A 20,176-nucleotide genomic window follows, 5' to 3' on the forward strand; every position below is an offset into this window, starting at 1 on the left:
AGCCTGCCAGGCCGCCCGGCGTGGCGGGCATCACAGCTGCCGGTGACCGGTGATCCGCGATGATGACCGGATGCGTTTCATGTTCGTCGGCGATTCCATGACCATCGGACGCGCCGGCGACTACACCTGGCGCTACCGGATGTGGCAGCACCTGTGCGCCACCCTGGGCGACTCCTTCCGCATCGTCGGCCCGCGCAGCGCGCTGTACGACGCGGCGGCCGACGCGCCCGTCAGCCACGCGTACGCCGACCCCGCGTTCCCGCAGGACGCCCGCCGCCACCTGGCCGGGTGGGGCGAGGGCTGGCAGCACATGGCCCCGCTGATCGGCCCGGCGGTCGCCGCCGCCGGGCCGGACGTGCTGCTCGTGTCGCTCGGGCTGATAGACCTCGGCTTCTACACGGACGCGCCGCAGACCGCCGTCAACGTCCGCGGGTTCATCGCGCGGGCCCGCGCCGCCCGCCCCGGCATCCGGATGGTCCTGCTCCCCGTCATACCGAACGTCCGGGCCGACTACGACGCGCCCTTCGCCGCCCAGGTGGCCCGCTTCAACGAGCTGCTCGCCAAGGCGGTGGCGGACCTCTCCACCCCCGCCTCGCCGATCCTGCTGGCCGCGCGCCCGCAGGGCTACGAGCTGGGTCAGGACACGTACGACGGCACGCACCCCAACGCCTCCGGTGAACACCGCCTGGCGGCCGAGTTCGCGTCGGCACTCCACCAGGCGTGGTCCGTCGGCGGCCCCTACCGGCCGGCCGCCGTCTGACGTCCGCCGCCCGGCAGGGGCCGGGCGCTCACCAGGCGAAGGCCTCCGGGGACGGACCGGGGCCGGGGAAGATCTCGTCCAGCGCCGTCAGCAGTTCGTCGTCCAGCTCCAGTTCCAGCGCGCGCAGGGCGCTGTCGAGCTGCTCGGACGTACGGGGGCCGACGATCGGTCCGGTGACCCCGGGCCGGCTCAGCAGCCAGGCCAGAGCCGTCTCGCCGGGCTCCAGGCCGTGCTTGTCGAGGAGGTCCTCGTACGCCTGCACCTGCGCCCGCACGGTGCTGTTGGCCAGCGCGTCCGCCGAGCGGCCCGAGGCGCGGCGCCCGCCCTGCGCCTCCTTCTTGATGACACCGCCGAGCAGCCCGCCGTGCAGCGGGGACCAGGGGATGACGCCGAGGCCGTACTCCTGGGCGGCCGGGATGACCTCCATCTCGGCGCGCCGTTCGGCGAGGTTGTACAGGCACTGCTCGCTGACCAGCCCGAACGACCCGCGCCGGGCGGCGGTCTCGTTGGCCTGGGCGATCTTGTAGCCGGGGAAGTTGGAGGAGCCCGCGTAGAGGATCTTGCCCTGCCGGACCAGGACGTCGATGGCCTGCCAGATCTCCTCGAAGGGCGTCCGGCGGTCGACGTGGTGGAACTGGTAGACGTCGATGTAGTCGGTCTGCAGCCGCTTGAGGCTGGCGTCGACGGCCCTGCGGATGTTGAGGGCCGACAGGCGGTCGTGGTTGGGCCAGGGGCCGCCGCCGTCGGCGGTCATGTCCCCGTAGACCTTGGTGGCCAGGACCGTCTTGTCCCGGCGGCCACCGCCCTGGGCGAACCAGGTGCCGATGATCGCCTCGGTGCGGCCCTTGTTCTCGCCCCAGCCGTAGACGTTGGCGGTGTCCACGAAGTTCAGGCCCGCGTCGAGGGCGGCGTCCAGGATGCCGTGGCTGGTCGGTTCGTCTGTCTGCGGACCGAAGTTCATCGTGCCGAGGACGAGTCGGCTGACTTTGAGTCCGGTGCGTCCGAGCTGCGTGTACTTCATGGGACCCAAGCCAACTGCTTGGAGTCGACTCGAAGCAAGAGCGCCGGGGGCGTCGGGGCGTCGGGACTACTGCCCGACGGCGGCCGCCACGGCGACGACGACGAACATCAGCACGAGCACACCGGCCATGACACGGTTTCTGGTCTTCGGATCCACCCGTCGAGCCTAACGCGACACCCGGCGCCCGCCGGTGCGGGGCCGCTGCGACACCGCTCACACGCCGCCGTCTGCCCCTACGCGGCGGCGGACAGGGGCCAGGCGCCGACCACTTCGTAGCGGGGCTGCTCGCCGGGGATCCCGTGGGTGGGCAGGTTGCTGCGCACCAGGCTGAGGGTGTCGACCTGCCAGGGCGTGCCCTCGAAGGGGGCGAGGGCGTCGAGGTGGGGGCGGAGCGAGGCACCGCGGGAGCCGCGCGCGAGCGTGAGGTGCGGGGTGTAGCGGCGGTGCTGCTCCATCGGGATCCCGGCCCGGCGGGCGGCGGCGTCGGCGCGCTCGGCGAGGAGCCGCATCCGGTCGAGGTCCCCCGCGGCGCCGGCCCACAGGGCGGTGTCGCCGAAATGGCCGCAGCCGTGGATGCGCAGGGGGAACGCCTCCGTGCGGGCTGCTGCCCGGGCGAGGCGGGCGTGCAGCTCGGGGAGCAGCTCGGCCCGTACCTCGCCCATGAAGGCGAGCGTGAAGTGCCAGGACGCTTCCGCGGTCCACCGGAGCGCGGGGTCCCGGGTGAGGGCCCGGACGGCCTCGCGGAGTTCCGCGACGGCGGCGGCCGGGGGCATAACGGCGGCGAACAGCCTCATGGGGGTGACCTTAGCCCTGCGGGGCGACGCCCGGGTCTTCACCCGCGCCGCCACTGCGCTGCGCGCCGCCCCGGGGCGGCTCCGCCCCCACCCGCGGCCCCCGGACTCCCCCGGCTGCCGCGGGGAGGCGCCCCCACGAGGCTGGATGCGCGGGTCGGCGCCTCACCGGGCCGGTAACGGCGTCCTGTCCGGCGCCGGAGCACGTCAGCCGCGTAGCGGTCGCCGGCAGGCCGTGCGCAGCCCCTGACGGGCGATCCGTCGCGCGGGTGGGTGGGCCCCCTCGCTCCGCTCGGGGCTTTCTGGGGCTCCGCCCCAGACTCCGCCCCAGACCCCGCGCCTCAATCGCCGGCGAGGCCGGAAGTTGCCGACCGGCGTCCCACGCCGGGAGGTACCCCGGCCCTCGGACCCCCGCCCCCGGACCCCCCGGCCCCCCCGCAGGGTCACGCCGCCTTGACCAGCTGGCGGCCCGCCGTCGGGACGAAGGTCACGCCGTGGCGGGAGAGGCTGACGCGGAGGTTGCCGACGCGCGAGAGGACCACGGCGATGGCGAGCGCGGCGGTCAGGGAGACCGCGCCGCCCGCCGCCATGCCGATGCGGGCGCCGTACGTGTCGGTGATCCAGCCCACCAGCGGGGCCCCGAGCGGGGTGCCGCCCGTGAAGACCATCATGAACAGGGCCATCACCCGGCCCCGCATCTCCGGGTCGGTCGCCATCTGCACGCTCGAATTCGCGGTGACGTTGACCGTCAGGCCGAACATCCCGATCGGCACCAGCAGCGCCGCGAACAGCCAGTACGCCGGGGCGAAGGCCGTCACGACCAGCAGCCCGCCGAACAGCACGGCCGCCGCGACCAGCACCCGCAGCCGCGAGTGGCCGCGCCGGGCCGCCAGCAGGGCGCCCGCCAGGGAACCCGCCGCGATGAGGGTGTTGAACAGGCCGTAGGTTCCGGCGTCCCCGTGGAAGACGTTGCCCACGAACGCCGACAGCCAGATCGGGAAGTTGAACCCGAACGTCCCGATGAACCCGACCAGCACGATCGGCCAGACCAGCTCGGGCCGCCCGGCGACGTACCGCAGGCCCTCCCGCAGCTGCCCCTTCCCCCGCGGCTGCCGCTCCACCGGGTGGAGTTCACGCGTCCGCATCATCAGCAGCGCGGCGATCGGCGCGGCGAAGGACAGTCCGTTCAGCAGGAAGGCCCAGCCGGAGCCGACGGCGGTGATCAGCACACCGGCGATCGCCGGGCCGACCAGCCGCGCGGACTGGAAGTTGGCGGAGTTCAGGCTGACCGCGTTCGCGAGCTGGTCCTTGCCGACCATCTCCGGGACGAACGTCTGGCGCGCCGGGTTGTCCAGGACCGTGACCAGGCCGAGCGCGAAGGCGGCGAGGTACACGTGCCAGACCTGCACGTGTCCGGCGAGGGTGAGCGCGGCGAGCGCGACGCCCGTCAGGCCCATGGCGCCCTGGGTGGCCAGCAGCAGCGGCCGCTTCGGCAGCCGGTCGGCGAGTACGCCTCCGTAGAGGCCGAACACCAGCATCGGCAGGAACTGCAGCGCGATGGTGATGCCCACCGCGGAGGCCGAGCCGGTGAGGGACAGGACCAGCCAGTCCTGGGCGATGCGCTGCATCCAGGTACCGGTGTTGGAGACGACCTGTCCCGTGGCGAAGAGCCGGTAGTTCCGGATCCTCAGCGAGCTGAACATGGAGTTCCGGCTCGCGGGTCGCGTAGTGGTGGATGTGTGGCCGGGTGCGGAGTCTGCTCCGGTTCCCGTACTCAAAAGCGTTCGCCTCCTGGCGTCGGACGGTTACAAGTGCGCGAGCTTCTCCAGGACGGGCGCCGCGGCACGCAGCTTGGCCCATTCGTCCTCGGTGAGCTCGGCCGCGAGCCCGGCCAGGAAGGCGTTGCGCTTGCGACGGCTCTCTTCGAGCATCGCTTCGGCTTCCTCCGTCTGGCTGACCACCTTCTGGCGGCGGTCGTCGGGGTGCGGCTCCAGCCGTACCAGTCCCTTGGCCTCCAGCAGCGCGACGATGCGCGTCATCGACGGCGGCTGCACGTGCTCGCGCCGCGCCAGCTCGCCGGGGGTGGCCTGGCCGCAGCGGGCGAGCGTGCCGAGCACCGACATCTCGGTCGGGCTCAGTGACTCGTCGACGCGCTGGTGCTTGAGCCGGCGGCCCAGCCGCATGACGGCGGAGCGGAGGTCGTTCACGGCGGCGGCGTCGTCGCCATGGGAAAGGTCGTGCATGTTCTTTAGAATAACTCATTACTCTCGCTAAAGAACACCGGTTTCCGGGCGTCGCGCGTCACACCACCGGACACCACGCGTCACACCGCCGGGCGCCGCGCGTCACACCACCGGACACCGCACGGGCTCCGTCACTCGTCCGGGTGAGCTGCGTGCGGAAAGTGACACGCGTCCCCGGGCGGTGCCCCGACTCTTTGCGGCATGGGGACTCATGTGCTGAGCATGCGCATAGACGGGGAGCTGCTCGACCGCCTCCGCGATCACGCCGCCAAACGCGGAATGAGCGTCCAGGACTATGTCGTCCGGACGCTCATTCGCGATGACTTCGACGAGCGCTTCAAGGCGGCCGTCGACGAGACGGAGAAGTTCTACGGGCTCACCTGAGCCCGGTGCCTACGTCAGGCCGAGGGCCGGCATCGCGTAGTAGAAGACGAACACGGCGGCCACCACCCACATGGCAACCGGGACGCCGCGGGCCCGGCCGGTCGTCAGGCGCAGGGTGCAGAAGCTGATGAAGCCGATGCCGATGCCGTTGGTGATCGAGTAGGTGAAGGGCATCATCACCATCGCCAGGAAGGCGGGGACGGCGATGGTGAAGTCGCTCCAGTCGATGTCCCTGACGGAGCCGGCCAGGATCAGGAAGCCCACCGCCACCAGGGCGGGCGTCGCCGCCTGGGAGGGGACCATCGTCGCCAGCGGGGTGAGGAAGAGGGAGACGGCGAACAGGGCGCCGGTCACCACGTTGGCCATGCCCGTGCGCGCTCCCTCGCCGACGCCGGCCGTGGACTCCACGAAGCAGGTGGTGGCCGAGGACGACGTGGCGCCGCCCGAGGCGACGGCCAGACCGTCGACGAGCAGGACCCGGTTGATCCCGGGGAAGGTGCCGTCCGGCTTCGTCAGCTTGGCCTCGTCGCCGACGCCGAGGATCGTGCCCATCGCGTCGAAGAAGCAGGACAGCAGCACGGTGAAGACGAACAGGGTGCCGGTGAGGAAGCCGACCTTGCCGAAGCCGCCGAACAGGCTGACCTGGCCGACGAGCCCGAAGTCGGGTGCGGCCACGGGGTTGCCCGGCCACTGCGGCACGGTCAGGCCCCAGGCCGAGGCCGGGAGGTCGGTGACCAGCTGGACGACGACCGCGAGCACGGTCATGGCCACGATGGAGATCAGGATGGCGCCGGGCGTCTTGCGGATCAGCAGGGTCAGGGTGAGCAGCACCCCGAGCGCGAAGATCAGCACGGGCCAGCCGTGCAGGTGGCCCCCGGCGCCGAGCTGGAGGGGCACCGTGGTGTGCGCGAGGTCGGGGATGCGCGAGACGAAGCCCGAGTCGACGAGGCCGATCAGCATGATGAACAGGCCGATGCCGATCGCGATGCCCTTGCGCAGGCCCAGCGGGACGGCGTTCATGACCCGCTCGCGCAGGCCGGTGGCGACCAGCAGCATCACCACGAAGCCGGCCAGGACGACCATGCCCATGGCGTCGGGCCAGCTCATCCGGGGGGCGAGCTGGAGGGCGACGACGGTGTTGACGCCGAGGCCGGCCGCGAGCGCGATCGGGACGTTGCCGATGACGCCCATGAGGAGGGTGGAGAACGCGGCCGTCAGGACGGTGGCGGTGACCAGCTGGCCGCCGTCGAGCTGGTGGCCGTACATGTCCTTCGCGCTGCTGAGGATGATCGGGTTCAGCACGATGATGTAGGCCATCGCGAAGAAGGTCGCGAAACCGCCGCGGACCTCGCGGGCCATGGTCGAACCGCGCTCGGAGATCTTGAAGAAGCGGTCCGTGGCGTTGGTGGGGGCCGCGGCGGGTGCCGAGGTGCTCATGCGGTCCTCAAAGGGTCATTTGGTTATTCATACGAATAAAACCGGTCGCAGGCAAACCGTTTCAGTATGAACAGATGAGGGAACCCCCGTCCATCTCCGCGCGTAGACACACGCGGGCGTGGTGCGGTCCGCCCCGGACGGCCGCAGGCGGCCTCTCTGCGGCCGCCGTCACCCGCCCGCCTAGACTGGCCGCATGGCGAAATGGACCGCACAGCACGAGGCCCCCGAGCCCCTGGAGGGCCCCGTCGTCGCGACCGTCGTCGGTGGCACGATCATCTGGTTCGTCCTCTTCCTCGTTCAGCTCCCCTTCTACGGGTGGTTCGCGGACCGGGGCATGCTGTGGTGGGTCTGGACCCCGGCGGCCGGCGCGGCCCTCGGCCTGTTCGGCATCTGGTACGCCCGCGGCCGCGAGGCGGCCATCAGCCGGCACAGGGACCAGGCGGCACGGGCCGCGGAAGCCGGGGAGCCCCACCCCGAGGCCTGACGGGAGCCGCCGGGCCCGCCTGCCGCCCGCCGGCCCCTACCAGGGGACTGTTCGGGTCATCCCGAAGTCGGATCTTCCGTCCGCTCGGCGGGTGGAGCGTTCGAACGCCCTTTACCGTCGAAAGCATGACGCAGCGGGCGAAGACCGACACGAACGGACCGGAGCCGGGCGGCAGCGGCGGCGGTACGGGCGGCGGTGGAGCGGCGGCCTACGGCACCGCCATCGACGCGGGGGCCGAGCTGGACCCGGTCCACCCCGTGCGCCCACCGGCGCCCCGGTTCAAGCGGGGCGGCCTCAGCACTGCGGAGGTCGCCGAACGCGTGGCCCGCGGCGACGTCAACGACGTACCCGTGCGCTCCTCGCGCTCCACGTCCGAGATCGTCCGGGCGAACGTCTTCACCCGCTTCAACGCCATCATCGGCGTGCTGTGGCTGATCATGCTCTTCGTCGCGCCGATCCAGGACGGCCTCTTCGGCTTCGTGATCATCGCGAACACCGGCATCGGCATCGTCCAGGAAATGCGCGCCAAGAAGACCCTCGACGGGCTCGCGGTCATCGGCGAGGCCAAACCCGGCGTCCGCCGCGACGGCCGGACCGCCGAGATCTCCACCTCGGAGATCGTCCTCGGCGACGTCATCGAACTCGGACCCGGCGACAAGGTCGTCGTCGACGGGGTCCTCGGCGAGGCCGAAGGCCTGGAGATCGACGAGTCCCTGCTGACCGGCGAGGCCGACCCGGTGCTCAAGAAGCCCGGCGACCGCATGATGTCGGGGTCCTTCGTGGTCGCCGGCGGAGGCGCGTTCACGGCCACCAAAGTCGGCCGCGAGGCCTACGCCGCCCAGCTCGCCGAAGAGGCGTCCCGTTTCACGCTCGTCCACTCCGAGCTGCGCACCGGCATCTCCACCATCCTCAAGTACGTCACCTGGATGATGGTCCCGACCTCGATCGGCCTCATCATCAGCCAGCTCGTCGTCAAGAAGTCCGACCTCAAGGACTCCATCGCCCGGACCGTCGGCGGCATCGTGCCGATGATCCCGGAAGGGCTCGTCCTGCTGACCTCGGTCGCCTTCGCCGTAGGCGTCATCCGGCTGGGCCGCAAGCAGTGCCTCGTCCAGGAACTGCCCGCCATCGAGGGCCTCGCCCGCGTCGACGTCGTCTGCCTGGACAAGACCGGCACCCTCACCGAAGGCGGTATGGACGTCACCGAGCTGCGCCCGCTCGGCGGCGAGGACGGCGCGTACGTGGAGAAGGTGCTCGGCGCGCTCGGCGAGTCCGACCCGCGCCCCAACGCCAGCCTCCAGGCGATCATCGACGCCTACCCCGACACAGCGGAGTGGCGCTGCACCGAGTCGCTGCCGTTCTCCTCCGCCCGCAAGTACAGCGGCGCCAGTTTCAGCGAGGGCGACGGGGAGAACACCACCTGGCTGCTCGGCGCCCCGGACGTGCTGCTGCCCGCCGCGGACCCGGCGCTGGAGGAGATCGGCGCCCTCAACGAGCGGGGCCTACGGGTCCTCCTCCTGGCCCGCTCGGCCCGGGAGCTGGACGACCCGGCCGTCGCCGACGGGGCCCGGCCCACCGCCCTCGTCGTCCTGGAGCAGCGGCTGCGGCCCGACGCCGCCGACACGCTGCGCTACTTCGAGGACCAGGAGGTCAAGGCCAAGGTCATCTCCGGTGACAACGCCGTCTCCGTCGGCGCGGTGGCCGGCAAACTCGGGCTGCCCGGCGCCCAGAACACGGTCGACGCGCGCGAACTGCCCGAGGAGAGGGCCGACATGGCCGAGGTCCTGGACGGCCACGCGGTCTTCGGCCGGGTCTCCCCGCGGCAGAAGCGGGACATGGTCGCCGCGCTCCAGTCCAAGGGGCACACCGTCGCGATGACGGGCGACGGGGTCAACGACGTCCTCGCCCTCAAGGACGCCGACATCGGGGTGAGCATGGGCTCCGGTTCGGAGGCCACCCGCGCGGTCGCGCAGATCGTGCTGCTGAACAACAGCTTCGCCACCTTGCCCTCGGTGGTCGCCGAGGGCCGCCGGGTGATCGGCAACATCACCCGGGTGGCGACCCTCTTCCTCGTGAAGACCGTCTACTCGGTGCTGCTGGCCGTCCTCGTGGTCTGCTGGCAGGTGGAGTACCCGTTCCTGCCGCGCCACCTGACGCTGCTGTCGACGCTCACCATCGGCGTCCCCGCGTTCTTCCTCGCGCTCGCCCCCAACAAGGAGCGGGCGAGACCGCACTTCGTGAAACGGGTGATGCGGTACGCGATCCCGGGCGGGGTGATCGCGGCGGTCGCCACCTTCGTGACCTACCTGCTCGCCCGCCACCACTACACCGGTGCGGACAGCCTCGAGGCCGAGACCAGCGCCGCGACGCTGACCCTGTTCCTGGCCTCGATGTGGGTGCTGGCGATCATCGCCCGCCCGTACACGTGGTGGCGGATCGCCCTGGTCGCGGCGATGGGCGGGGCGTTCCTCCTCGTGCTGGTCGTGCCGTGGCTCCAGGACTTCTTCCAGCTGAGGCTGGTGGGCGCGGCCTTGCCGTGGACGGCGGTCGCGGTCGCCGCGGCCGCCGCCGTGCTGATCGAGTTCACGTTCCGCTGGGTCGACCGCCGCTTCGCGGCTTAGCCGGCTCCCGGACCGCGGCCGCCGCCGTTCAGTCGAACCAGCGGTCGCGGGCCAGTTCCGCCGTGCGCGAGGGGTCCTCCAGCAGGGCCGCGACCTCGAAGCGGCGCGGCCACTGGCCCGCCGACCAGGCGAGACCTGCCGCGACGCCCTCCAGGGTGGCGGCGTGCAGGGTGCCGTCCGGCGTGAGCCGCCAGTCCAGTTCGACGCCGCCCGCGACGAGTTCCTCGTGCTCGACGTACGTGTGCGGTGTGGCGGGGCCCAGCAGGATCCGTACGGCCTCCGGGACCTCGTGCTCCTCGCCCGGAGTGGTGACCTCCGCCGGGACGGTCTCCGACAGGCGGCGCACCTGGAGCAGTTCCGCGAGGTCGGCGGCCAGCGCGGGCGCGACCGGCAGCAGGGGCAGGCCGGCGGTCAGCGGCAGCAGGTCGGGGGCGTCGGCGATCACCGCGTCGGCCGCGTCCACGACCCGCACCTCGCCGTCCACCACCGCCCGCAGGTCGTCCGGGAGGGTGACCTGCTCGGGGTCCAGCTCGGCCAGCGCCCCGTAGAGGGCGTGCAACTGCCGGTCGGACACCTCCCGGTCGGGTTCGGCGAGCCGGCCCAGGAGCTCGGCCGCGCCGCCGGGCTCCTCCAGCAGGGCGTGCACGGAGGTCCGTACGCCCAGCGCCCGCAGCACCTGCTCGTCCTCGAAGCCGGTGGCGTCGGCGGGGGTGTACAGCCCGGCCAGCAGCGGGTCGCCGCCCGCCGCGCGCAGACCGGCCGGACGCCGGCCGTCGAGCACGGGGTGGTCGCGCAGCCACCAGGCCGTGTAGGGGCGCACGGAGCGGGTGGTGCCGTCGGGGAGCAGGACCCGCACGGGCTGGGTCAGCGCGTCGCGCAGCGGGGGCTGGGCGAGCATGGCCAGGGCCTGGGGCCAGCGGTCGTCGTCGACGAGGTCCAGGTCGCGTACCCCGATCAGTTCGGTGGCCACCGGGGGCAGGGGGGTGTCGGGGAGCTGGTCGAGGAGGTCCTCGCACCACACGTCGACGGCGTCGAGCAGGCCCGCGTCGTCGGGCTCGGCGAAGTCGCCCTCGCGGGGCTCCAGTTCGTCGGGGTCCAGGACCACGTCGGTGGCGCGGACGAGCTGGAAGGTGCCCAGTACCCCGACGGCGGTCAGGGTTCGGGCGTCCCACCGCTCGGCGAAGCCGGCGTCCAGGTACGGGATCTCGTCCTCGCGGACCACCGACGCCAGCGGGGACCCGGGCAGCAGCAGTTCGCCGGCCGGGGTCGGTTCGCCGTCCTCGTCGGGCAGGGCCAGCGCGCCCAGCCAGGGTTCGTCACCCGGCTCCAGGGCGGCGTCGCGGACCAGGGCGAGGACCACCTCGGCCAGCTCGTCGGCGTCCAGCGCGTCCTCGTCCCAGATCTCGCCCGCGTCCAGGGAGGCCGCCACCGCCGCCCGCACCTGCGGGGTCGTCAGCACCGCGCGGGGGGTGGCCGGGAGCGCGCCGAGCTTCTCCAGCAGCGGGTGCGCGGCGTCGGGGTGGGCGACCTTGAGCCCGAGGCGGGCCAGGCTCGCGGGGGTGTCCGCGCCGGGCAGCAGGATGTGGCGCGGCCCGATCGCGGTCCTGCCGTCGGCCAGCGGCACGGGCAGGCCGGAGAGCCGGTCCGGGTCGACGCCGGCGAGGCTGTCGTAGAGCCGGTACCACCACTGCGGGGTGCGCTCGATGCCCGCGATCCGCTCGATGGCGTCTCCCAGCGGAAGCCGGCCGACGCCCAGGTGGCGCAGCTCGGGGCGGCGCTCCAGCCCGGCGGGCAGCAGGGTCGGCAGCACCTCCGCGAGGACCCGTACGGTGTCGGCGCCCGCGCCCTCCACCACCTCGGCCTCGAAGGGGCGCAGCGCTTTCAGCTCCTCGGAGGGCGCGGCGGGCGCGAGGAACGCGGTGCGGGGCAGCCGCTGGAGGACGGCGGCGCGCAGGGCACCGTCGAGTTCGCTCTTGCCGAGCGGGCCGGGCACCAGGTCGATGAGGCCGGTGCTCACCGGGTCCCAGTCGCCGAGGAGTTCGGCGTAGGCGTCGGCTGCGCGCTCCACGAGGAAGTCGGTCAGCGGTCCGGGCGCGGGGTGGCGGCGGCTGGTGTCCAGCGGCAGCGACGCGATGAGCAGGGCGGGGATGCCCAGCGGCTCGTCGGTCGGGGTCGGCGCGTGGACGACGGGGGCGGTGCGCGGGTAGAGGGGTGTGCCCTCGATGTCGGCGGGCACGGCCCAGGTGACGGTCCAGAACGGGCGCAGCCGCTCCTCCACGGGCCGGTCGGCGAGCAGCGCCGCCTCGATGGGGCCGCTGTGGCGGACGGTGCGCCAGCGGTGCGTGCCGGAGGCGGAGTCTTCGATGACGGTGTACGGGCCCTCGGTGCGCCGGTACAGCACCCGGTGCCCGGCGGCGGGGGTCTCCACGACGACCTCGCGCAGCCCGGGCAGCGTCAGGAGCAGCGCGTCGTCGATGCCGGCCAGCAGCCGCTCGACCAGTTCCTCGGCGGCGGCGTCGCGCAGCGGGAGGACCACGACGGTGTCGTAGCCCTGCGGCGCGGTGCCCTCGGCGGGCAACGGCAGGCGCAGCAGCGGGACGTGGCCGTCGCGGCGGCGCAATTCGTCGCCGAGGCCGGGGCTGCCGCCCGCGGCGTCCCGGGCCAGTTCGCGGGCTTCGGCGAGGGACCAGCGGACCCCGCCGTGCCGGCCGAGCACGGCCGGCTCGTCGGTGACGGCGAGGACGGCCGCGAAGCCGACGCCGAAGCGGCCCACGGTCTGCGCGGAGCCCGCCGCGGCGGCGGGTTCCCGCTTCGCCGAGGCCCGTAGGGTCGACAGCGACTCCACGCCGGCCGCGTCCAGCGGGGAGCCGGTGTTGGCGACGGCGAGCACCGCGTGGCCGTATTCCGCGTCACCGGGGTGCAGGGTGAGCCGCAGCCGGCCCGCCACCCCGGCGCGGGCGGCCGCGTCGGCGGCGTTCTGGGCCAGTTCCACCACGAGCCGGTCGCGGTAACCGCCCAGGGCCAGGTCCTCCTCGGCGTTGGCGTCCTCGCGGAACCGGGCCGGCCCCGCGCCCCACGCGTCGAGCACCCCGCGCCGCAACCGGGCCGTACCGAAGGGGTCCACGCCGCTCTGGGCCGCCGTCACTCGCACGCTCACGCCGCTGCCTCCAAGTATCACCGCACTCGCACCCAGGGCCCCGGGTCCCCGACCTGACGGTACCGCGTACGGATCCCCTTCCGGCCGCTGAGGTGCGCGAACACCACCCCGCCGCGCTACGGGCACGGCCGGCCACGATCCGGGCGGGGGACGGCAGAAGGCCCGGGCGGTGGCCCGGGCCTTCGGGGAGCGGTGACTACTCGGGGGAGGTCAGAGCTTCTCGATCACGTAGTCGACGCAGGCCGTGAGGGCCTGGACGTCCGCCGGGTCGATCGCCGGGAACATCGCGACGCGGAGCTGGTTGCGGCCGAGCTTGCGGTAGGGCTCGGTGTCCACGATGCCGTTGGCGCGCAGCACCTTGGCGACGGCGGCCGCGTCGATGTCGTCGGAGAAGTCGATCGTGCCGATGACGGAGGAGCGCTTGGCCGGGTCGGCGACGAACGGGGTCGCGTACTTCGACGCCTCCGCCCAGCCGTACAGGTGGCGCGCGCTTTCCGCGGTGCGGCCGGTGGTGAACTCCAGGCCGCCCCGGCCGTTCATCCACTCCAGCTGCTGGTCCAGCAGGAAGAGGGTGGCGAGCGCGGGGGTGTTGTACGTCTGGTTCTTGAGCGAGTTGTCGATCGCGGTGGGCAGCGAGAAGAACTCGGGGATGTGCCGGCTGCCCGAGGCGTGGACGCGGGCAGCGCGCTCCAGGGCCGCCGGGGAGAACGCCGCGAGCCACAGGCCGCCGTCGGAGGCGAAGGACTTCTGCGGGGCGAAGTAGTAGACGTCGGTCTCGGTGATGTCCACCGGCAGACCGCCGGCGCCCGAGGTCGCGTCCACCAGGACGAGGGACCCGGCGTCGGCGCCCGCGACGCGCTTGATCGGCGCCGCGACACCCGTGGAGGTCTCGTTGTGGGTGTACGCGTAGACGTCCACGCCCGCCTCGGCGACCGGCTCGGGGTGGGTGCCCGGCTCGGAGGAGATGACCGAGGGTGCGTCCAGCCACGGCGCGAGCTTCGCGGCGGTGGCGAACTTGGAGGAGAACTCACCGAAGGTGAGGTGCTGCGACTTCTTCTCGATGAGACCGGCCGTCGCGATGTCCCAGAAGGCGGTGGAGCCGCCGTTGCCCAGGATCACCTCGTAGCCCTCGGGCAGGGAGAAGAGGTCCCGGAGTCCCTGGCGCACCGAGCCGACCAGGTTCTTGACCGGGGCCTGGCGGTGTGAGGTTCCGAGCAGGGAGGTACCGGTGGCGGCCAGGGCGTCGAGCGCCTCGGTCCGCACCTTGGAGGGGCCCGCGCCGAAGCGTCCGTCGGCGGGCTTGATGTCAGCGGGAATCTGGATCTCAGCCACGAGCGGAGCGTATCGGGTCCCGGACGCCGCCCCGGAAGCGCGTCCACCCGGTGAGACGCGTCGCGGCGGTGGCAGGGTGGAGGGTGTGACGGCACCCGGTGAACTCGAACGGACATTGCGGGCCGAGCTGCGCGGGGACGTGGACTTCGGCGCCGCCGCGCGGGCGCTCGTGACCATGGACGCCTCCAACTACCGGCGCGTCCCGGTCGCCGTCGTCGCCCCGCGCGACGCCGAGGACGTGGCGGTGGCGCTGCGGGTGTGCGCCGGGGCCGGGGTCCCGGTCGTGCCGCGCGGCGGCGGCACCTCCCTCGCGGGCCAGGCGACCGGCACCGGGGTGGTGCTCGACCTCACCCGCCACATGAACTCCCTGGTGGCGCTGGACCCGGCCGCCCGGACGGCCGTGGTCCAACCGGGCCTGGTCCTGGACCGGCTGCGGGACGCGGCGCGCCCGCACGGGCTGACCTTCGGGCCCGACCCCTCCACCCACTCCCGGTGCACCCTGGGCGGGATGATCGGCAACAACGCCTGCGGGGCCCACTCGGTGGCCTGGGGCACCACCGCCGACAACGTGACGGAGCTGGCGGTGACCGCTTACGGGGGCACCTCCCACCGGATCGCCGCCGGCTGGGCGGGCGCGCCGCGGGGCCTGCGCGAGCTGGTGTCACAGAACCTGGCGGTCCTGCGCACGGGCATGGCCGGCGGCTTCTCCCGCCGCATCTCCGGCTACGGCGGCCTCGACGCACTGCTCCCCGAACGCGGGGTGGGGCTGGCCCGCGCGTTCTGCGGGAGCGAGGGCACGCTCGGGGTGGTGACGGAGGCGGTGGTGCGCCTGGTGGAAGCGCCGCGCGCGCCGGTGCTCGCGGTGCTCGGGTACGCCGACGAGAGCGCGGCGGCCGAAGCCGCGGCCGGCCTGCTCCCGCACCGGCCGCTGACGGTGGAGGGCATGGCCCGGGACCTGGCCGGCGCGGCGGCGCACGACCTGCCGCGGGGCGGGGCGTGGCTGTTCGCCGAGATGTGGGACGAGGGCGCCGCCCGGGCGCTGGTGCGGGCCGCCGACGCCGTGGAGTCGGCGCTGGTCACCGACCCGGCGGGGCAGCGCGCGCTGTGGCGGATCCGCGAGGACGCGGCGGGCACGGCGACGAGGCTGCCGACCGGGGAGATGGCCTGGCCGGGCTGGGAGGACTGCGCGGTGCCGCCGGCGCGCCTCGGCGCGTACCTGAGGGAGTTCCGGGCGCTGCTGGCGGAGCACGGGCTGCGCGGGTCCCCGTACGGGCACTTCGGGGAGGGCTGCGTCCACGTACGGATCGACTTCGACCTGGTGACGGCGGCGGGGGTGGCCCGGTTCCGGGACTTCTCCTCGGCCCTCGCCGACCTCGTCGTCTCCCACGGCGGTTCCCTGTCGGGGGAGCACGGGGACGGGCAGGCGCGGGCCGAACTGCTGCCGAGGATGTACGGGCCGCAGGTGATGGAACTGTTCCGCGCCTACAAGGACGTGTGGGATCCGGCGGGCGGCATGAACCCGGGGATGCTGGTGCGCCCGGCCCGCCTGGACGAGGACCTGCGCTTCGCGGTGCTGCCGGCGACACCCTTCGCGGGGGAGGTGGCGCGCTGTGTCGGCGTCGCGAAGTGCCGCGGTACGGAGCCGGCCGGGGCGGAGGTGATGTGTCCCTCGTACCGGGTCACGGGGGAGGAGCGGCACTCCACGCGCGGGCGGGCGCGGCTGCTGCACGAGATGCTGGCCGGGGAGATCGTGACCGACGGCTGGCGCTCCGAGGAGGTCGCGCAGGCCCTGGACCTGTGCCTGGCCTGCAAGGGGTGCCGCAGCGACTGCCCGGTCGGCGTGGACATGGCCACGTACAAGTCCCAGTTCCTGGAGCGCCACTGGGCGGGGCGGATCCGGCCGCTGTCCCACTACGCGCTGGGCGGGCTGCCGCAGTGGCTGCGGCTGATCGCGGCGCTGCGGGCGGCGGGGCCGGCCGGCGCCCTGGCCCGGCGGCTGCCCGTGCCGGGCCTGGACCGACGCCGTGCGCTGCCGCCGCCGGCCCGGGAGCCGTTCACGAGGTGGTGGCGCCGCGCCGGGGCGCAGTCGCGCGGCCCGGCCGCCGTCGTGCTGTGGCCCGACACCTTCACGGAGCACCTGTCGCCGGGGACGGGACGGGCCGCCGTACGGGTACTGGAGGCGGCCGGGCTCGGGGTGTCCCTCCCGCCCGGGCGGGTCTGCTGCGGTCTGACGTACCTCTCCACCGGCCGCAGGGAGCGCGCCCGCAAGGTGCTCACCCGCACGCTCGACACCCTCGGGGAGGTCCGGGGCCCGGTGGTGGTCCTCGAACCCAGCTGCGCGGCGGCCCTGCGCGCCGACCTGCCGGCCCTGCTGCCCGACGACCCGCGCGCCCCGCGCCTGGCGGCGGCCGTCCGTACCTTCGCCGAGACCCTGGAGGAGTACGCCCCGCAGTGGCGGCCGCCGCGCCTGGACCGGCCGGTCGCGGGCCAGACCCACTGCCACCAGCACGCCGTGCTGGGCGACGCGGCCGACCGCCGGCTGCGCGAGCGGGCCGGTCTGACGGGCGGGCTCAGCGGCGGCTGCTGCGGCCTGGCGGGCGACTTCGGCTTCGCACCGGGCCACTACGAGGTGTCGGTGGCCTGCGCGGAGGAACAGCTCCTGCCCGCGCTGCGGGCCGCGCCGGCGGGGGCCCTGTACCTGGCGGACGGCTTCTCCTGCCGGACCCAGATCGCCGAACTGGGCGGCGGGCGCCGGGCCCGCCACCTCGCGGAGGTCCTCGCGGAGGGGCTTTAGCGGGGGTTACAGGGGTGTGCGCAAGGTAAGGCGGAACGGGGCATGGCACCCGTTACGTACCCCTTAGCCTGGTGGAATGACCCCGTCCTCTTCGGCTGCCCCCTCGGCTCCCTCCTCGGCCCCGTCCTCCGCCGCCGGTGTGCGCTCGCCGTCCGCCACCGGTGGCCCCGACCGTGCCCGTGCGCGCTTCGGGCCGGTCGCGCTGGTGGTCTCGGCGGGGATCTCGGTGCAGTTCGGCGCCGCCCTCGCCGTCATGGTGATGCCGCGGACGGGCGCCGCGGGCGTGGTCACCCTGCGGCTCGCGGCGGCCGCGCTCGTGCTGCTGCTGGTGTGCCGGCCCAAGGTGCGCGGCTACGCCCGGGCGGACTGGGTCACCGTGTTCTGGTTCGGCGTCACCATGGCGGGCATGAACGGCCTCTTCTACCAGGCCATCGACCGCATCCCGCTCGGCCCCGCCGTCACCCTGGAGGTGCTCGGCCCGCTCGCCCTGTCGGTGGTCGTCTCCAGGCGCCTGGTGAACGTGCTGTGGGCCGCCCTGGCCCTGGCCGGAGTGGCCCTGCTCGCCGGCCACGGCGGGGGCGGGTTCGGCGGTCTCGACCCGCTGGGCGCGGCCTTCGCGGTCGCGGCGGGCGGGATGTGGGCGGCGTACATCGTGTTCAGCGCCCGTACGGGCCGGCGCTTCCCGCAGGCGGACGGCCTGGCGCTGGCGATGGCCGTCGCCGCGGTCATCTCGCTGCCGCTCGGGGTGGTCGAGGCCGGCTCCGACCTGATCGTCCCGAGCACCCTGGCACTGGGCCTGGGCGTGGCCGTCCTGTCCTCCGTGCTGCCGTACACGCTGGAGCTGCTGGCCCTGCGCCGACTGCCCGCCCCGACCTTCGCGATCCTGATGAGCCTGGAGCCGGCCATCGCGGCGAGCGCCGGCTTCCTGGTGCTGCACCAGGCCATGTCGGTCGGGGACGCCGTCGCGGTCGCGCTGGTGATCGCGGCGAGCATGGGCGCGGTGCGGTCGCAGGTCGCCCGCCCCTCTTCCTGAGGAATCCCCCTCTTCCTGAGGAACCCCCCTCCGTTCGAGGCGTCCGCCTCCTCCTGAGGAGTCCCTCTTGGGCCGCCCCTCTCCCGGTGAGGTCACCGGTCACCCCAGGGGCAGGTCCAGGTACGAGGGCGTCTGTTCCGGTGAGGTGAAGGAGAGCGTCGCGCGCGGCAGGTTGGGGTCCGAGTAGAACGGGTCGCGGGCGTCGACCACCAGCAGGACGCGGTGCCCTCGCGGGACGTCGTAGGCCGTTGCCTGGAGGTCGATGTCCGCGCTGATCAGGCTGTCCGGCGCCGAGCCGAGGTCGCTGTACGGGGCGTGCGTGATGATGTGGGCCGTTCCGTCGGGCGCGGTGTCCAGGAGGTACGCGACGAAGCCGGAGCCCGGGTTCGCGGCCCGGTACGTCACCCGCAGCCGGGGCGTGCCGCGCAGCCGCAGGACGGCCTCCTCGGGCGCCGCGGCCCAGACGGCGGCCACGGTGCGGTCGATGTCGCCGGTCGGGTAGGCCTTCGGCCGTCCCGCGATCTCCGCGTACCCGGAGCGGACGATCCGGTCGGCGACGGTCGCCGGGGTGTCGATCCCGCAGACGACGGTCGAGGTCCACCCCGCCTCGGGCTTCTCGGCCAGTTCCCCGCCGTCCGCGAGGTGCACCCGGCGGACGCGTCCGGTGAGGGCGTCCCAGGTGGGACTGGCTTCGAGGGTCTTGCTCCACATCACCTCGGCGACCACCTGCCCCTCGGCGGCGATGCCGGTCTCGATGCCCTTGAGGTGGTGGTCGAACCAGCGGTGGGCGTCGGTCCATATGCGGTTCGGCAGCCCGAGCAGGCCGGGCATCTCGGGGCCCGAGTGGTCGCCGATGGAGAAGTCGAGGCGCTTGGGTCCGGTGAGTGCGTTGAACATCTTGAGGGTCTGGTTGCCCGGGAAGAGCGTCTCGTGCCAGGCCTGCGCGAACAGGACGGGGACCCGGCGCCGGTTGAGTTCCTTGATGTGGGTGAAGGGCGAGCGGGGCTCCGCCCAGCGCAGGGTGCCCTCCACGTCCCGGTTGGTCAGCACGTTCTCGAAGACGCCCTCCGTCTGCGGGCTGAGCCGGGCCCGCGCCGCCGCGTTCAGCAGGGCCTGCACGGCGGCGACGTGGCGGGTGGAGTTCTCCAGGAAGGCCTCGCCCAGGTCGCCCCAGGTGCTCAGGGCCACCACCGCGTCGACGCGGGTGTCGTGCGCGGCGACGAGCTGGCTGATGCCGGAGCCGTACGAGTCCCCGAGGAAGCCGATCTTCGTGACGGGCCCGGAGGTGCGCTCGATGAGGTGGTCCAGGGCGCGGCTGCCGTCGGCGATGTCGAGCGGGCCGGCGACCTCGACCTGCCCCTCGGAGGCGCCGAACCCGCGCGCGGTGTAGGCCAGGACGTCGTAGCCGCGGGCTGCGAACAGGCTCGCCTGGACGGCGTACGGGAGCCAGCCGGCGTCCGTCCACGGCGAGGGCATCACGATCACCGGGCGGGGCTGTGGTCCGGTGTGCCGCCACAGTGCGGCGTCGAGCAGGGCGCCGCCGGCGCCGGCCACCTTGCCCCGGCCGAACACGGCGAGCGAGCGCACCTCGGCGACCTCGGAGGCCCGGGCGGGGGAGAGCCCCGTGACGTCGCCGGTTTCCAGAGCGGCGACGAAGGCGGCCAGGGCGGCGGCGTCGAGTTCGGGGTAGAGGGAGGAGTCGGCTGGGTTCGCGTACGTCACGTCGGTTCGTCCTCTTCGCGTCGAGTGCCTCACGTGCCATGACAGGAACGGGTGTCCGCGCTGCGCCGCGGGGGCCCTGCCCCGGGCGTGTCGCGGGCGGCCGTGCGGGTGCGGGAGCGGATGCGGTGCGGCGGGCGTGCGGCCGTGCGGGTGCGGATGCCGTGCGGCGGTGCGGGGGCGGTGGGGGCGGCCGTGCGGGTGCGGTTGCCGTGCGGCGGGCGGCGGGGAATTCAGTATCGGCGCGACATCGCAGACGTTCCGCGAGTTTCCGGCGTACGGCCGAAAGCGCCCCCGTGCCGACCGGCGGCCCACGGCTGCCGTCCACTGCAGCCGCCCATGCCGGACACCGGACCGCCTCGATTCGGTCTCGGCCAGGGGGAGTTGCCGTGGGTGGCGG

14 protein-coding genes are annotated in these 20,176 nt (G+C 73.7%); 6 read left to right on the forward strand and 8 right to left on the reverse strand.

Annotated elements, in window-relative coordinates:
• The first annotated feature begins 70 nt into the window (after positions 1-70).
• Positions 71-760: a GDSL-type esterase/lipase family protein gene (locus tag OHA81_RS17875; protein WP_329197165.1), complete on the forward strand. Its 690-nt coding sequence runs from the start codon at positions 71-73 to the stop codon at positions 758-760.
• A 28-nt stretch (positions 761-788) separates the two neighbouring features.
• Here the strand turns inward: OHA81_RS17875 and OHA81_RS17880 are convergent, their stop codons facing one another.
• The 4 genes from OHA81_RS17880 to OHA81_RS17895 form a co-directional block, all read right to left on the reverse strand.
• The gene (locus tag OHA81_RS17880; protein WP_329197168.1) at positions 789-1,781 is read right to left on the reverse strand and encodes an aldo/keto reductase; all 993 of its coding nucleotides are present in this window, start codon (positions 1,779-1,781) and stop codon (positions 789-791) included.
• A gap of 233 nt (positions 1,782-2,014) precedes the next feature.
• Positions 2,015-2,575, reverse strand: coding sequence for an RNA 2',3'-cyclic phosphodiesterase (gene thpR / locus OHA81_RS17885; RefSeq protein WP_329197170.1), 561 nt, complete (start codon positions 2,573-2,575; stop codon positions 2,015-2,017).
• Between the two features lie 440 nt (positions 2,576-3,015).
• Positions 3,016-4,350 (reverse strand): MFS transporter, encoded by a 1,335-nt coding sequence (locus tag OHA81_RS17890; RefSeq protein WP_329197172.1) that lies wholly within the window; start codon positions 4,348-4,350, stop codon positions 3,016-3,018.
• Between the two features lie 27 nt (positions 4,351-4,377).
• Positions 4,378-4,815 (reverse strand): MarR family winged helix-turn-helix transcriptional regulator, encoded by a 438-nt coding sequence (locus OHA81_RS17895; RefSeq protein ID WP_190182830.1) that lies wholly within the window; start codon positions 4,813-4,815, stop codon positions 4,378-4,380.
• 201 nt (positions 4,816-5,016) lie between these two features.
• On the opposite strand from OHA81_RS17895, the gene OHA81_RS17900 reads away from it, so the two are divergent.
• A complete protein-coding gene (locus tag OHA81_RS17900; protein ID WP_328969847.1) occupies positions 5,017-5,199 on the forward strand; it encodes a ribbon-helix-helix protein, CopG family in 183 nt (60 codons plus the stop codon).
• Between the two features lie 9 nt (positions 5,200-5,208).
• Here the strand turns inward: OHA81_RS17900 and OHA81_RS17905 are convergent, their stop codons facing one another.
• Positions 5,209-6,636 (reverse strand): NCS2 family permease, encoded by a 1,428-nt coding sequence (locus tag OHA81_RS17905; protein ID WP_329197175.1) that lies wholly within the window; start codon positions 6,634-6,636, stop codon positions 5,209-5,211.
• A gap of 193 nt (positions 6,637-6,829) precedes the next feature.
• Here OHA81_RS17905 and OHA81_RS17910 point away from each other — a divergent pair, with 193 nt between their 5' ends.
• A complete protein-coding gene (locus OHA81_RS17910; RefSeq protein ID WP_329197176.1) occupies positions 6,830-7,120 on the forward strand; it encodes a DUF2530 domain-containing protein in 291 nt (96 codons plus the stop codon).
• Between the two features lie 125 nt (positions 7,121-7,245).
• Positions 7,246-9,741 (forward strand): HAD-IC family P-type ATPase, encoded by a 2,496-nt coding sequence (locus tag OHA81_RS17915; RefSeq protein ID WP_329197177.1) that lies wholly within the window; start codon positions 7,246-7,248, stop codon positions 9,739-9,741.
• A gap of 28 nt (positions 9,742-9,769) precedes the next feature.
• Here the strand turns inward: OHA81_RS17915 and OHA81_RS17920 are convergent, their stop codons facing one another.
• Entirely contained in the window at positions 9,770-12,898 is a 3,129-nt protein-coding gene (locus tag OHA81_RS17920; protein ID WP_329197180.1) for a sacsin N-terminal ATP-binding-like domain-containing protein, read from the reverse strand.
• A 210-nt stretch (positions 12,899-13,108) separates the two neighbouring features.
• Positions 13,109-14,230: a phosphoserine transaminase gene (serC, locus tag OHA81_RS17925; protein WP_329197182.1), complete on the reverse strand. Its 1,122-nt coding sequence runs from the start codon at positions 14,228-14,230 to the stop codon at positions 13,109-13,111.
• Here serC and OHA81_RS17930 point away from each other — a divergent pair.
• Positions 14,202-17,024: an FAD-binding and (Fe-S)-binding domain-containing protein gene (locus OHA81_RS17930; protein WP_443056571.1), complete on the forward strand. Its 2,823-nt coding sequence runs from the start codon at positions 14,202-14,204 to the stop codon at positions 17,022-17,024. The genes serC and OHA81_RS17930 overlap by 29 nt on opposite strands.
• Positions 17,025-17,100: 76 nt before the next feature.
• Positions 17,101-18,057, forward strand: coding sequence for an EamA family transporter (locus OHA81_RS17935; protein WP_329197184.1), 957 nt, complete (start codon positions 17,101-17,103; stop codon positions 18,055-18,057).
• Between the two features lie 99 nt (positions 18,058-18,156).
• On the opposite strand, the gene OHA81_RS17940 is transcribed toward OHA81_RS17935, so the two are convergent.
• A complete protein-coding gene (locus OHA81_RS17940; protein ID WP_329197186.1) occupies positions 18,157-19,779 on the reverse strand; it encodes an alpha/beta fold hydrolase in 1,623 nt (540 codons plus the stop codon).
• Positions 19,780-20,176 lie beyond the last annotated feature (397 nt).

It is taken from the genome of Streptomyces sp. NBC_00667 (assembly GCF_036226825.1).
In the GTDB taxonomy this organism is placed as follows: domain Bacteria; phylum Actinomycetota; class Actinomycetes; order Streptomycetales; family Streptomycetaceae; genus Streptomyces.